Annotated in this window: 11 protein-coding genes; 9 read left to right on the top strand and 2 right to left on the bottom strand. The window is 58.6% G+C overall.

The features are described 5' to 3' along the window. Nucleotides 1–22 precede the first annotated feature (22 nt). Complete coding sequence (locus tag NNL35_RS01170; protein WP_006677056.1) at nt 23–913, top strand: formate/nitrite transporter family protein; 891 nt, start codon at nt 23–25, stop codon at nt 911–913. Nucleotides 914–1,118: 205 nt separating this feature from the next. On the opposite strand, the gene NNL35_RS01165 is transcribed toward NNL35_RS01170, so the two are convergent. Then, nucleotides 1,119–1,274 (bottom strand): DUF1540 domain-containing protein, encoded by a 156-nt coding sequence (locus NNL35_RS01165; protein ID WP_006677057.1) that lies wholly within the window; start codon nt 1,272–1,274, stop codon nt 1,119–1,121. Between the two features lie 1,084 nt (nt 1,275–2,358). On the opposite strand from NNL35_RS01165, the gene NNL35_RS01160 reads away from it, so the two are divergent. After that, complete coding sequence (locus NNL35_RS01160; protein WP_006677059.1) at nt 2,359–4,287, top strand: beta-N-acetylhexosaminidase; 1,929 nt, start codon at nt 2,359–2,361, stop codon at nt 4,285–4,287. A 141-nt stretch (nt 4,288–4,428) separates the two neighbouring features. On the opposite strand, the gene NNL35_RS01155 is transcribed toward NNL35_RS01160, so the two are convergent. Further along, nucleotides 4,429–5,508, bottom strand: a complete 1,080-nt coding sequence (locus NNL35_RS01155) for an FAD:protein FMN transferase (protein ID WP_006677060.1) — start codon at nt 5,506–5,508, stop codon at nt 4,429–4,431. A 286-nt stretch (nt 5,509–5,794) separates the two neighbouring features. Between NNL35_RS01155 and NNL35_RS01150 the strand changes: the two genes are divergently transcribed. The 7 genes from NNL35_RS01150 (at nt 5,795) to NNL35_RS01120 (ending at nt 14,053) form a co-directional block, all read left to right on the top strand. Then, complete coding sequence (locus NNL35_RS01150) at nt 5,795–6,190, top strand: NusG domain II-containing protein (protein ID WP_006677061.1); 396 nt, start codon at nt 5,795–5,797, stop codon at nt 6,188–6,190. Beyond that, nucleotides 6,174–7,727 carry a Gx transporter family protein gene (locus tag NNL35_RS01145; RefSeq protein WP_006677062.1) on the top strand — a complete coding sequence of 518 codons (1,554 nt, stop codon included), beginning with the start codon at nt 6,174–6,176 and terminating at the stop codon, nt 7,725–7,727. The genes NNL35_RS01150 and NNL35_RS01145 overlap by 17 nt, the downstream gene beginning before the upstream one ends. After that, on the top strand, nt 7,700–8,605 hold the full coding sequence (locus tag NNL35_RS01140) for an ATP-binding cassette domain-containing protein (RefSeq protein ID WP_254552851.1): 906 nt from the start codon (nt 7,700–7,702) through the stop codon (nt 8,603–8,605). The genes NNL35_RS01145 and NNL35_RS01140 overlap by 28 nt, the downstream gene beginning before the upstream one ends. A gap of 4 nt (nt 8,606–8,609) precedes the next feature. Next, nucleotides 8,610–9,401 (top strand): energy-coupling factor transporter transmembrane component T family protein, encoded by a 792-nt coding sequence (locus NNL35_RS01135; RefSeq protein WP_006677064.1) that lies wholly within the window; start codon nt 8,610–8,612, stop codon nt 9,399–9,401. Nucleotides 9,402–9,553: 152 nt separating this feature from the next. Further along, the gene (locus NNL35_RS01130) at nt 9,554–11,614 is read left to right on the top strand and encodes a peptidase U32 family protein (RefSeq protein ID WP_006677065.1); all 2,061 of its coding nucleotides are present in this window, start codon (nt 9,554–9,556) and stop codon (nt 11,612–11,614) included. Then, nucleotides 11,611–12,948 (top strand): aspartate aminotransferase family protein, encoded by a 1,338-nt coding sequence (locus NNL35_RS01125; RefSeq protein WP_006677066.1) that lies wholly within the window; start codon nt 11,611–11,613, stop codon nt 12,946–12,948. The genes NNL35_RS01130 and NNL35_RS01125 overlap by 4 nt, the downstream gene beginning before the upstream one ends. Before the next feature lie 232 nt (nt 12,949–13,180). Then, complete coding sequence (locus NNL35_RS01120) at nt 13,181–14,053, top strand: UbiA-like polyprenyltransferase (protein ID WP_006677067.1); 873 nt, start codon at nt 13,181–13,183, stop codon at nt 14,051–14,053. Nucleotides 14,054–14,416: the final 363 nt, after the last annotated feature.

The following is a 14,416-nucleotide window of genomic DNA, read 5'->3' as shown; positions in this document are numbered from 1 at the left end:
CGGTGCAAGGAGGTAATGCAGGATGGCAGGATACTTGAAGCCGCAGGAGATTGCGGCAGCGACGGTGGAGACAGGGACGGCCAAGGCCCGCAATCCGCTGTCGGTCATGGTGATATTGGGATTTCTGGCAGGCGCGTTCATCGCGCTGGGATACTTACTGTATATACGGGTGACGGCGGGCGCGCCGCCGGAGTGGGGAACGATCACCGGGCTTATCGGTGCCTCGCTTTTCCCGATCGGCCTCATCCTCGTCCTGCTGGGGGGCGGTGAGCTGCTGACCGGCAATATGATGGCCGTTCCATTGGCCCGGATGAAGGGTCGAATTACGACTGGCGAGGTCGCTCGCAATCTGATCGTGATTACGTTGAGCAACTTCTTGGGCGCGATCTTCGTCGCTTACTTCTTCGGGCATATCGTCGGTCTGACTGCCGATGGCGTCTATCTGGAGAAGACCGTGTCCGTCGCCGGACACAAGCTGGAAGAAGGCTTCCTGCAAGCGTTCGTCTCGGGCATCGGCTGCAACTGGCTTGTCGCGCTGGCGGTGTGGCTGTCTTACGGCTCCAAAAGCTTCAGCGGCAAAGTATTGGGCATCTGGTTCCCGACGATGACGTTCGTGGCCATCGGCTTCCAGCACGTGGTGGCCAACATGTTCGTCATTCCGGCAGCCATCTTCGAAGGCTATTACAGCTGGGGAGAATATATGATGAACTTCATCCCCGTTTGGCTCGGCAACCTCACCGGCGGTGCCGTCTTCGTGGCCGGCGCATACTGCCTGGCCTATTTGCGGCCGAGTTCGGATGCGGCCCTGCCGGCTCAGACTTCCGGGACGCGTGCTTCCACATCTGCCGCATCGGCGGCTCCAGCTACGCCGGCTTCCTCCTCAGGCAGCCTTGACCACTCTGTCACGGGGTAAGCTTCCGCTAAGCGGCATATATTGAACCAGGTCCGGGTCGGGCCTGGGTTCTTGATCCTTGGGGCCATTAGGGGCATGCAGTTGCGTAAACGCATCCGTTTTTTTCATTAGGGTGATCAGGGCTTGCATATATTCGGAAGGAAATGATAATAATTATCAGTGTCAGAGAGAAAAAAGCAGCCCGGCAAGGCTGCTTGGATATACGTTAAATTTTGGGCTCGAACGTTTTACAGTCAGTTTCTTCGGAGTTGCTTGCTTGTCTTCCTCGACGATTTACGACATAAATAGAAGAAGCGTTGCATTTGTTGCCGGCAGCCCAATATTTGCAGCTGTTTACCTCGCACAGCACGTCTTTAGCCATTGCGTGTCACCCCCTTTGCAATAGCATTGACGGGATGCGGGCGGTTCTATACGCCTGGCTGCTGCAAAGTCTGCGCCAAGACATGGATCGGCAAGCCATGTCTTTTTTGGCATCTCCACGAAAGGGCAGCGAGGTGACGTTGGTGGAAGGCCCTTGCGAGGCCGGAATCCTCATTGGGCCGCCTTTACAACTAGGCATTGTCCGGGGGAAACCCTGTTTTTTCTGCCTTTGCACCACTATCCCAATGGCTCAGGGGCGGAGGGGCCCAATTGCATTCCTTATTGCCATTATCCCAACGGCTCAGGCGTTAAGCTAGGTGCTGGGGATAGTGGAACAATGGGGCGGAGGAGCAATCACAGTCCTTATTGTCATCATCCCAACGGCTCAGGTGTTAAGCTGAGTACTGGGGATAACGGAATAAAGGAGCGAGAGAGGCCTCGCAAGTCCTTATTGCCATTATCCCAACGGCTCAGGCGTTAAGCTGAGTGCTGGGGATAATGGAACAAAGGGGCGGAGGAGCAATCACAGTCCTTATTGCCATTATCCCAACGGCTCAGGCGTTAAGCTGAGTGCTGGGGATAATGGAACAAAGGGGCGGGAGAGCAATCGCATTCCTTATTGTCATTATCCCAACGACTCAAACGTTATGCTGAGTGCTGGGGATAATGGAACAAAGGGGCGGGAGAGCAATCGCATTCCTTATTGTCATTATCCCAACGACTCAGGCGTTATGCTGAGCGCTGGGGATAATGGAACAAAGGGGCGGAAGAGCCAATAGCACTCCTTATTGTTATTATCCCAACGGCTCAGGCGTTAAGCTGAGTGCTGGGGATAATGGAACAAAGGGGCGGGAGAGCACTCGCATTCCTTATTGTCATTATCCCGTGAGCTCAGCGGGTAAGCTGAGTGATTGGGATAATGAAGCAAAGGAGCGTAAGGGCCCTCACAATTTTCTAGCGTGCATATGAACAGTCGGTGGCCCCTGCGGTTGCATAACGGGATCGATAGCGCTATCCTAATCACATCCTACCGCTTACATTGGCCAGTACGGAGCAGATTTATACAACTAGAGGAGGAACTTACGATGCAGATTTTTTTCAGCGGCGATGTTGACCGCTTCTTGCCCGGCATCCGGGAGCTGCGGCAGCTGCTTGATGTGGAAATAAGCGATGGAGGGAGCCCCACTCCCGATGCGGTAACTATACAGGTTGAGCAGGCCGCCGGGGAGTTGACGGTGTCCTGGGACGGAAGCGCCGGATTGATCCGTTATGCGGAGCCGATCCATTTTTTCCGGGCGCTGGGGCGGTTCGTGGAAGCTTACCGCAAGGGCGGGACGTTCCATATGGCCGAGCGCCCGCAATTCACGTATAACGGGGCGATGATCGACGCTTCGCGGAACGCCGTTCCCCATCTGGTCATGCTGGAGGAATTGCTGCGATCGATGGCGCTGATGGGCTTGAACGGCATCATGCTCTATACGGAAGATACGTATGAGGTGCCCGAACGGCCTTATTTCGGGTATATGCGGGGACGGTATACCGCAGACGAGCTGCGGGCCATTGACGATTACGCAGCCCAGTTCGGCATCGAGGTGGTGCCGTGCATTCAGACGCTGGGGCATCTGGCCCAGGCGCTGAAATGGGATGAGGCCGAAGAGCTGCGCGATACCGAGGATGTGCTGCTGGCCGGCTCCGAGGCCACCTACCGCTTCATTGAGGACATGATCGCGGCTGCCTCTAAGCCGCTTCGATCGAACCGGATCCATATCGGCATGGACGAGGCGTTCGGACTCGGGCTTGGGCGATACTTGTTCAAGCACGGCTTCCGGGAACGGTTCGACATTATGAACGATCATTTGCGGCGAGTGCTGGAGATTACCGAGAAACATGGCTTGAAGCCGATGATGTGGAGCGATATGTATTTCCATCTGCTGATGAATAACGGGGGCCATTATTACGACCTGGATCTAGAGTTTTCCAGCGATGCGGTGGCCCGGATTCCGAAGGGCGTCCAGTTCGTCTATTGGGACTATTACCATGACGATCAGAAGTTCTATGAGAACTTCCTCGACAAGCACCGCGCGCTCGGTTCGGATCCGGTGTTCGCCGGCGGCGTCTGGCTGTGGGGCAGCATGAGCCCGAACTACGGGAAGACATGGCAGAATACGAATCCGGCGCTCCTGGCCTGCAAGGCGAAGGGCATACGCGAAGTATTCGCGACGGCCTGGGGCGACAATGGACAGGAGACGAACCATTTGACGATTCTGCCGGGCCTGCAGCTGTTCGCCGAGCACGGGTATACGGACGGAGAAGTGGACGAGGCCGCGCTGACGGAGCGCTTCCGCCTCTGCACCGGCCAGTGTCTGGACGATTACTGGCAGCTGACCTACCTGGACGAGACGCCGGGCGTGACGAAGAACAATATGCACAGCTCGAACGCGTCCAAGTTCCTGCTCTGGCAGGATACGTTGATCGGTCTGTTCGACAAAGATTTGGAGGGCGGGCTGGAGACGGAACTGCCGGCGCATTACGCAAAGCTGGCCGAGCGGCTTGCGGCCGCCGAATCGCAAGCTGCGGGCACGCATAAGCTGGTGTTCGGGTTCTATGCGAAGCTGGCGGAGACGCTGGCCATGAAGGGAACGCTCGGCCTGCAGGTAACCGCCGCCTACCGGGCGCAGGAGAATGAGATGCTCCGTCAGTTGGCGGAGACCGTCATTCCGCGCGTCCGCGCACAGGTGGATCGGACGCGCAAGGCGCATCGCGCGCTGTGGATGGCGACGAGCAAGCCGTTCGGCTGGGAAGTGCTCGACATCCGGTACGGCGGGGTGCTGGCCCGGCTGCAATCGGCCGAGGATCGGCTGCTGGATTATGTGGAGGGCCGGGTGGACAGACTCGAGGAGCTGGAGGCGGAGCGGCTGCCGTTCAATGCGAACGATCCGGTCGGAGAGCATCGCGTCTCGCATTCTCCGTTCTTCCACCGCATTGCGACAGGAGCCGTGCTGTCCGCGATTTAGGCAAAGGGATTGCAGCGCAGGGCTTCGAACGCCCAAGGTCGGGCATTGTGTACATTATGAGCCCGGCACATGCGACAAGGGGTGCCGTCCGGCCGTATAAAGCCAGGGGCACCCCTCCATATCGCCGCAGGCAGGAGACGACTACTGCTTGACGATGGTGTAATTGCTATTCGTCAGCTCGAAGATATCCTTAATGCCCGGCGTGCAGTATACTTTGTGATCGGTCGTGATGAAAATGGCCTCGGCTTCCGGATTGGATTCGATGAACTTCATCCCTTCATCCAGCCCGAGAGCGAATGTCGAGGTGGACAGTGCATCGGCATGGGTCGAGCTGCTCGTGACGATCGTGACGCTGCTCAGATTATTCTCGATCGGATAACCCGTCATCGGGTTCAGAATATGGTGATAATGCTTGCCGTTCTCGACGAAATACCGTTCATACACGCCCGAGGTGACAATCGTTTTGTTTTGCACCGTCATTTTGCCGATCTGATTACCGCGCGTCTCATCCGGATCCTGCACCCCGATGATCCAATCCTTGCCGCCCGGCTTTGGCCCGACGGCGAAAATATTTCCGCCGAGATCGACGATCGCGCTCTCGAATCCCGACTCGCGCAAATATTCCGCAATACGGTCAGCGGCATAGCCTTTGCCGATGCTGCCGAGGTCAAGCTCCATGCCTTCCTTCTCGAGCTTCACTTCCCGCTTGTCCGGATTAAGGGTGACATCCCGGTAGTCGACCAGCTCCAGGTTCTGCTTCAATTCAGCCGGATCGGGAACCTTGGCATGCTCCGAGCCGATGCCCCACAGATCGACGATCGGGCCGACTGTCGGATCGAACATCCCGCCGGTGCGCTTCGCGTAGTCAAGCGAGGTGGCGATAATATCGAACGTATCCTGGGAGACAGCCACGGCTTGCTTGCCGGAAGCGGCTTGGACTTTAGAGATTTCGCTCTCCTTGTCCTGGCGGTTCATTTTATGGTCGATCTCCTTGAGGATCGCTTCGATATCCTTGAATTGGGCGTCTCCCGCCCGTTCATCATATATTTTGACGGTCACGATCGTATCGAAAATGAAATACGTTTGCTGCTTGATCGAAGACGCCCCGGAGGCGGATCCGGCGTTCGTGGAATCCCCCTTGGCGCATCCGCCAAGCGCGAGGACGAAGACCGCGATCAGAAGGAGGCAGCTTCGGAGTGGCAGCCGTCGATGTTGTGTCATGATTCTCAATTCCCCCGTTCGGTTAGACTGACTGGATAACGGTTCGCGCCGGGCTTCCCGTGGCGGTGAAGCTCGCTTGCGGAACACGCTTATTATAACAGTTACGGATGGAGTTGCAAGGAAGCCCGTTACGATCCCGCTCAGGTCATGGGGATTCGGCCGCGGATGTCTTCGATGGGATGAGCATTGTCATCGGATGGACATGGAAGTTCATTGATGATGAGGGATGGGAGATGTATAATGGCAAAAGATAAACTATTCAAATTTAATCCAAGGAGTCATTACAATGAAACGTGGAGACCTGATTCTCATCGGAGTCATTGTCATCGCGGCGCTGGCGTTTCTTGTGCCGAAATGGCTGTTTCAACAAGAAAGTGAAAATTTGCACAATTCAAAGGTGTTTGCCAATATTACGGTGGACGGAGATTTGTATCAAAAAGTAGAACTGACGAAGGAAGAGCAGATTATAAAAGTCGAAACAAGCAAAGGACTAAATATATTGAAGGTTCATGACTATGGCATTGAAATGTTCGAGGCTGATTGCCCGGATAAAGTATGCCTGTCCTTCGGCTTTGTTACCCGTCCGAACAGCACGATCGTCTGCATCCCTCATCGTGTGCTCGTCGAGCTGGTAAGCGAGGACGGCGCAGAGGAGGATGAGATCGATGCGGTCGTACAATAGCCCCGCCTTGCGGAAGGGGGAATCGTCTTCGGACGCCTTGAAGAGGGCGGTTATTATCGCGATTTTCAGCGCCGTCGCCGTCGTGCTCGGGTTCGTGGAAGCGATGCTGCCCGTGCAGACGATTTTGCCGATTCCGGGGGCGAAGCTGGGGCTCGCGAACGTGATGATTCTCGCCTGCCTCTACTTCCTGCGCGGACGCGATGCGTTGATGCTGGTCGTTCTGAAGACGCTGCTCATGACATTGATGCTGGGGACGTTCTCCGCATTTCTGTTCAGCTTCCTCGGATCGCTATTCAGCTTCATCGTTATGTATGCCATCTTGAAAATTGGAAAAGATCACGTCAGCCTCATCGGCATCTCCGTGGTGGGCGGCGCGGCGCATAATGCGGGCCAGTTGACGGCCGCGTACATTGTATTCCGCACCGCCAATATTTTTTATTACTTGCCGGTGCTGCTTATTACCGGCGTTGTCACCGGCGTCTTCATCGGCATTGCCGTGAAGTACATTGTGGCGGCGCTGGCGAAGCTGCCGCTCTTCGACAAGCTGACGCCGCAGATCGACAGCTCGGCGGCGGATGTGAACCGGCAGGCGGCGCTCAATCGGAACCAGGCGCTCGCTTCGGATATCCCGGCGGACGGAGCGCCGGAACAGGGGCCGCCTTCGGCGGGCGCTGCACTGGGCAGCGGCCTGGACGGGTACGGGGCGCATGACGCGGTCGTCTTGTCTGGCGTTCGGTACCAGTACCGGACGGACCGCCTGCTCTTCGATGATCTGTCCCTCCGCATTCCGCAAGGGCAGTGGGTGTCCATTGTCGGCCCGAACGGCTCCGGCAAGTCGACGCTGGTGAAGCTGCTCAACGGACTGCATCTGCCCCAGGCTGGCCGCATCGAGGTGGCCGGCCTGACGCTGTCCGAAGCCAGCCTCGAGGAGATTCGCCGCCGGGTCGGGTTCTTGTTCCAGAATCCGGACAATCAATTTTTCGCGACGACGGTCCGGGACGATATTGCCTTCGGCATGGAGAACCGCTGTCTTCCGCATGCGGAGATGGAGCGCAGGTTGGCGGAGGCGGCACAACGGTTCGGCGTCGAGCCGCTTCTGGACCGCCATCCCGCGCAGCTGTCCGGCGGACAGAAGCAGCGGGCAGCCATCGCCGGCATGATGGTGCTGGAGCCGGAGGTGCTCATCTTCGACGAGGCGACCTCGATGCTCGACGAGCGCTCCAAGCGGGAGATGACGGCCTATTGGAAGGAGCTCCATGCGACCGGCAACTATACGATTATCTCGATTACGCATGATGCGGAAGAAATTATGGCATCCGATCGCGCGATCGTGCTGAAGGACGGGAAGATTGCGGCGGATGTCACCCCCGAGGCTTTGTTCGCGGATGAGGCGCTGATGCGGGACTGCCGGCTGCAGGCCCCGTTCGTCTGGTCGGTGGCCCAATCGCTGCGGGAGCGCGGCGTAGCGGTCGCCTCGACGAATGACGAGAGAGAGTTGGTGAACGCCTTATGGCCATCGTGCACGCTGAACGATTGACATACGATTATATGGCGCAGGGACAGCCGCCGGTCCATGCGCTGCAGGATTTGGATTTTGCCGTCGATTCCGGCTTCACGGTCGTGCTCGGCTCGACCGGCTCCGGCAAATCGACGCTGCTGCAGCATTTCAACGGCATCCTGCAGCCGACCTCCGGGAAGCTGCAGGTGCTGGAATATACCTTCGTGGGCGGAGCGAAGCAGTCCGGCCTCAAGCCGCTGCGCCGCCGGGTCGGGCTCGTCTTCCAATTCCCCGAGCATCAACTGTTCGAGGAGACGGTCGAGCGGGATCTCATGTTCGGACCGATACAGTTCGGAGCGAAGCCCGAGGCGGCTGCCGAAGCGGCGCGGGAGGCCCTCGCGATGGTGGGCTTGCCCTCATCGGTGCTGGAGGCCAGCCCGTTCGAGCTGAGCGGAGGCCAGATTCGCAAGGTCGCGATTGCGACGGTGCTCGCCTCCGATCCGGAGCTGCTTGTGCTGGACGAGCCGACGGCGACGCTGGACCCGATCAGCCGGGCGGAGCTGATCCGGCTGCTGCACGGATTGTGCGCGCAGCAGGGCAAGGCGGTCGTCATGGTGACGCACCGCCTGGATGAAGTGTTCGCTCATGCCGACCGCTTCATCCTGATGAAGGAAGGCCGCATCGTATTCCAGGGCGGCCGGCAGGAACTGATGCGCCGGCCCGAGGAGCTGGAGGCGGCCGGCATCGAGATTCCCGCCACGCTGCGCCTCGCGGCGCTGGTGGCGGAGAAGACGGGGGCGCCGCTCGACACTCTGCCCGCCGATCCGGCCGGCTGGGCCGATTGGATTGCGGAGCGGTTGGGCATGAAGGCGGCCGGAAGGGCGGAACGCCCATTAGACAGCAGGGAGGGGGACTAGCCAGATGGAAGCCAAAATGATGCTCGGCCGGTATGTCCCCGCCGATTCCTGGATTCACCGCCTCGATCCGCGGGGGAAGCTGGTGGCGATGGTCCTTTTTCTGATTACGGTCATTATGGCTGAAGCCTTCGCGGAGCTCGCGGTGCTGAGCGGATTCGCCCTGCTTGTGATGATGAGCTCGCGTATTTCGCTAACCCGCTATTTTCGGGCGTCGCGGCCGCTCTGGTTCATCATGGCCTTCATGTTCCTGTTCTATATCTTATTCGACAAGACCGGCAACTCGCTGGTGAATGTGGGCAAGCTCAATATTACGACCGGAGGGGTGACCTACGGGGCGTACGCGGTATGGCGCATGGCGCTGCTCGTCACCTTTACCGCGATTTTGACATTCACGACGACGCCGGTCGAGCTCAATCTCGGCCTGGAGCGGGTGCTGAAGCCGCTGCGCTTCGTCGGCGGCTCGCCGCAGCAGTGGTCGATGATGATCGGGATCTCGCTGCGCTTCATTCCGACCCTATTCGAGGAGGCGGACAAGGTAATGAAGGCGCAGGCCTCGCGCGGCGCCGATTTCCATGAGATCTCCTTCGTCCAGAAGGGCAAGATGGTCATGACGCTTATGGTGCCTGTCATCGTTAGCGCGTTCCGGCGGGCCGAGGAGCTGGTCCAGGCGATGGAGGCCCGGGGATATGTGCTGCATGCGCCGCGCACGTCGCTGCGCATGCTCGTATGGCGGGCGACGGACACGCTGTTCATTGCGTCGTTCCTCGTCCTGCTGCTCTTCATATCGTGGTGGTGATCGGTAGGTTATAGATCACCACCTCTTCTATATTCACAGTCTGTTTAGTGAAAAATATCACATAAAATATTTCAAAGCCTGATATATTTAAAATTAGGAAAAATAAAATTGACAGTATGCTAGTATGGAAATGTAGGATAGGAGGAACGGGCATGGCTAGATATTTTCACGGCAAAGAGGTTGAGCTGCTGGCACCGGCAGGCACGTTTGAAATTTTCAAGGAAGTGATTGAGGCGAATTGCGATGCGGTCTATTTTGGCGGGCCGTCGCTGAACATGCGGATGATGCGCAAAGGCTACAATCTGTCCTACGACGAGATTCGGACGGCGGTAGAGATGGCGCATGAACGGGGCAAGCGTGTCTATGTGACGGTGAACAATCTGCTGAATGGCGAAGACATCGAGGAAGCCAAGCAGTATTTGTCGTTCCTGAATGAGGCGGGTCCGGACGGGATTATTTCGCAGGATATGGCCGTTTTTCCGCTAATTAAGGAGATGAATCTTAACCAACTGCCTGTGCATGCCTCGGTGATGATGAACGTGCATAACGAGGAAATGATTCGCGCGCTGCAGGAGCTTGGCGTGACGCGCATCGTCGCTTCCCGGGAGATGGATCTCCGGACGGCGCAGCTGCTGCAGGCGAAGACCGGCATGGAGTTCGAATACTTCGTCCATGGCGATATGTGCACGGTGCATGGCGCCAACTGCTACTACAGCTCGATGCTGTTCGGCAACAGCGCGAACCGGGGCCGCTGCATGAAGCCGTGCCGTTGGGAGTATCGCGTGAAGAAGGACGGCAACGTATACCCGACTGAATATCCGCTCGCCGCCAAGGATATGAACCTGTACGAGCATATTCCGGAGCTGATTGAGGCGGGAATTACCTCCTTCAAGATCGAAGGGCGGATGCGCGACGCCGAGTTCCTCCGCTTGCTGGTGAACAGTTACGGGGACGCGATCGACCGCTATATTGCCGATCCGGTCGGATTCGAGCGCTCGCAGGACAGCCGCAAGCTGTTCGAGAACCGGAAGCGGGATTTCTCGACCGCCTATGCGTTCGGCAAGCCCGGACTGGATTATCTGAATACCCGTTATGAAGGAACCGGCAAGTTCTACAGCACGGGCAAAGTATTCAGCACCCCGACCGCCGAGCGCAAGATGAAGGAGGAGCGCATCGAGCAAGTGAAGGCTGCGTTGGCGCAGGTGCGTACCCCATCCCGCCGGACGGACCGCTCGCAGCTCTCCGTTCATGTGAACGATGTCGAGCAGGCGCAGGCCGCGCTGGAGGCGGGCGCCGATATCGTCTATCTCGCGGGAGACGTGTTCCAGCCGGCCCGGCCGTTCACGCGCAGCGATATCGAACGGATTGCCGGCGCCGCCGGGGCGTCGAAGGTGATCCTCGGCCTGCCGCGTATGATGGATGGGCTGCATATGGAGCAATACAGCCATGCCCTGGCGCAGGACCACAGCGGCCTGAATGGGCTGCTCGTCACGAATCTCGGTGCGATGCGCCGCTTCCACGATGCGGGCCTGCCGCTGATCGGGGACGTCAATCTGAACGTGTACAATGCCCGTTCGGCCGGGTTCTACCACGAGCGCTTCGGTCTGGAGCGGGTAACGGCGTCGCTGGAGCTGCCGCTTCATGATCTCGGCTTGCTGCTGGAGCAGAGCCCGGTGCCGGTTGAGGTGATCGTGCACGGGTCTCCGGTCGTCATGTATCTGGAGCTCGATCTGTATGAGAATGCGGAGGTGCTGGAGCCGATCAGCCAGGAGGATAACCGCTACGTCGACAACCGTTATCTCGTGCTGATGACGGACAAGGGAGAGAATCCGGTGTACCGGGATTCCCGCGGCCGCAACCATCTCGCCTTGTGCAAGGAGCTGTGCTACATGCCGTTCCTCGCCGAGCTCCACTCCGCTGGAGTGAACCACTTCCGGATTGAAGGACAGTCGTATACGGTAGACCAGCTGCGCGACATCGTGCAGGCCTACCGGACGGCGCTGCAGGGGCTGGAACGATGCGAGGATATCTATCGCGGGATGAAGCCGGTCTATGCCGGTTATACGCTGGGCGCGCTGCAATTCGACCGTCCGATGGGCGAGCCGAAGGGACCGGCGGAAGCGAAGACGGAGGCGGAGCCTTCGGCAGAATCGAAGACAGCGACGGATCAGAAGAAAACAGCCGGGCAGAAGGAAGGAGCGGGTACGCGATGACAAGCATCGGGAACGAGCGGCAGGGTGTTAACCAGGCAAGCGGCATAGAGGGAAACGCCTTTATCGGGCCGGAGGGCGTGCTGGCGAAGCGCCGGGCTTATTTCTACCCGTGCACGCAGCATTTCTACCGCCAGCCGCCGCAGATCGTGCGCGGCTCCATGCAATACTTGTACGACCATGAAGGCCGCCGATATACGGACTTCTTCGCCGGCGTATCCGTCGTCGCTTGCGGCCACTGCAATCCCCGCATCGCCGAGGCTTCGGTGAAGCAGCTGCAGACGCTGCAGCATACGACGACGATATATTTGACGCAGCCGATGGCCGATCTGGCCGAGCGGCTGGCGAACGGCATCCTGCCGGGCCGGCTGTCGCGGACGTTCTTCTGCAACAGCGGCTCGGAGGCCAATGAGGGCGCGCTGCTGCTCGCCCGGCTGCATACGAAGCGCCGCGATTTCCTGGCGCTGGAGTACGGGCTGCACGGCCGCACCTGGCTGACGATGGGCGTGACCGGCCTGCCGATGTGGCGGGCCGACGACCATCTCGATGAGGGGGGCGTGACGTTCATCCCGCGGCCGTACGAACCGGGCCTGGATGCGGAGACCGCGATGCGGCGCTCCCTGGAGGCGCTGAAGCAGGCGCTCGAGGCGGATCCCGAGCGGTATGCGGCGATGATTGTCGAGCCGGTCCAGGGCAATGGCGGCATCATCGTGCCGCCGGAAGGCTACTTCCGCGAAGTAAAGGCGCTGCTTGAGGCCTATGGCGTGCTGCTGATCGCGGATGAGATTCAGACCGGCTTCGGCCGCACCGGCCGGATGTTCGCGCTCGACTATGACGGCGTCGCGCCGGACATCGTGTCGATGGCCAAGGCGCTCGGGAACGGGGTGCCGATCGGCGCCTTTGCGACGACCGACGAGATTGCGGCGAGCTTCAACCGCCCGTCCGCCTCGACCTTCGGCGGCAATCCGGTCTCGTCCGCGACGGCGCTGGCCGTATTGGGTTACATCGAGGAAGAAGGCCTCGTCGAGCGGGCGTCCCGGTTGGGCGAACGGTTGAAGCAGGGATTGGAAGAGCTGCAGCGGAAGCATCAGGTGATCGCGGATGTGCGCGGCCGCGGCCTGATGCTCGGCGCGGAGCTGCAGGGCGCGGCGGGAACGGACAGCGCCGCGCTTACCGACGCCGTGCTGGAAGCGATGAAGGAACGCGGCTTCATCATCGGGAAAAACGGCATCGGCCGCAACGTATTGGCGTTCCAACCGCCGCTCGTCATCGAGGCGGGCGATATCGATGCGATGCTGGAAGCACTGGATGACGTTCTGGGCGGCATCGAAGCGTAGAATCAGGAATTGCTTCGGCCATCTTGACCGGTCCCAGGCGCCGGCCGCATGAAGGCATGGAGGTTGCCAGGGTGGCAAGTATGTATAGGTATTGTCCGGGGCGGCAATATATGGATAGGCATGTTCCAGACCGGAGCCGCAGCCTGCATCGGATAATCTGTGCGGGCTGCCATGGCTCCGGCAATTGGCCTGGAACCGAAGTCTGGATGATTGCATATTGGGGGAGTCACAAATGATCTGGATTCAAAAGCTGTACCGCAAGACCCGGCTGTTCGGCGAGCTCGTCATGTTCTCGCATACGCTGTTCTCGCTGCCGTTCGCGCTTATCTCGATGGTATGGGCCGCCGGCGGCCTGCCGTCCGCGCATGTGATGCTGTGGTCGCTTATCGCGCTGGTGGCGGCGCGGAACGGAGCGAACGCCTTCAACCGGCTGGCTGACCGGGAATATGACGAGGCGAATCCGCGGACGGCCCACCGCCATCTGCCGCAGCGGCTGCTTCAGGAGCGGGAGGTGACGGCGTTCATCCTGCTGAACTTCGCCGTCTTCATCTTCGCCGCAGGCATGCTGAATCCGCTCTGTCTGTGGCTGTCGCCGGTCGCGATCGCGCTCATCTGCTCATATTCGTACACGAAGCGGTTTACTTGGCTTTGCCATCTGTATCTCGGCTTCACGATTGCGTCCGCGCCGGTGGGCGCCTGGTTCGCCGTCACGGGGGAACTTGCCTTGACTCCGTTCCTGCTCGGTCTGGTGGTGATGCTCTGGATTGCCGGCTTCGATATTATTTATGCGACGCAGGATATCGAGTTCGACCGGAAAACGGGACTGTGGTCCGTGCCTAGCCTGTTCGGCTACGAGGATGCGTTGTTCATCGCCCGATCGCTCCATACGATTATGCTGGCCGTGCTGTTCGCCCTCTTCTTCATTCGGGGACTCAGCTGGATCTACTTGACGGGCATCGCGATCTCCGCCGTGCTGCTTGCGGTCGAGCACCGCATCGTCCGGCCGAGTAACCGGAAGCGGATGAACGTGGCCTCCTACAACTTGAATCAGGTCATCAGCATGCTGATCCTGTTTTGCACGATGGCTGACTTCTTTCTGCTCTGAGTTTCAGAAATGAGGACGAGCTTTGGCGAGAATGTCAGTATTGCTTGTCTCAGGAATGGAAATAGGAGAACGTGGGTAATGTCCTCTATCTGTGGAAAAATTCCGAAATCGTCCACACATAAGTGGACAAAAGGGTATTAAGCTTTTATTGTAAGGAAAAATCAATATATAGAGTATATAGGTTGTAAACTCACGATATATAGTGTTCTCGACGCATGAGAAAAACTGTCTCATTCCCAAAATAGTGTCCACTATTTGAAAGACAATTCTTTCGATTTTCCGTTGTACAAGGACAAAAACCGGCGTTCACCCACGCATAAGAAACAGCACCCGCGAAGGGTGTTTTTCTTTTATACTGAATTC

Source organism: Paenibacillus dendritiformis, from assembly GCF_945605565.1.
In the GTDB taxonomy this organism is placed as follows: Bacteria; Bacillota; Bacilli; order Paenibacillales; family Paenibacillaceae; genus Paenibacillus_B; species Paenibacillus_B dendritiformis_A.
Note: the sequence above shows the minus strand (reverse complement) of the source record. Positions and strands in the feature narration are given on the sequence as shown.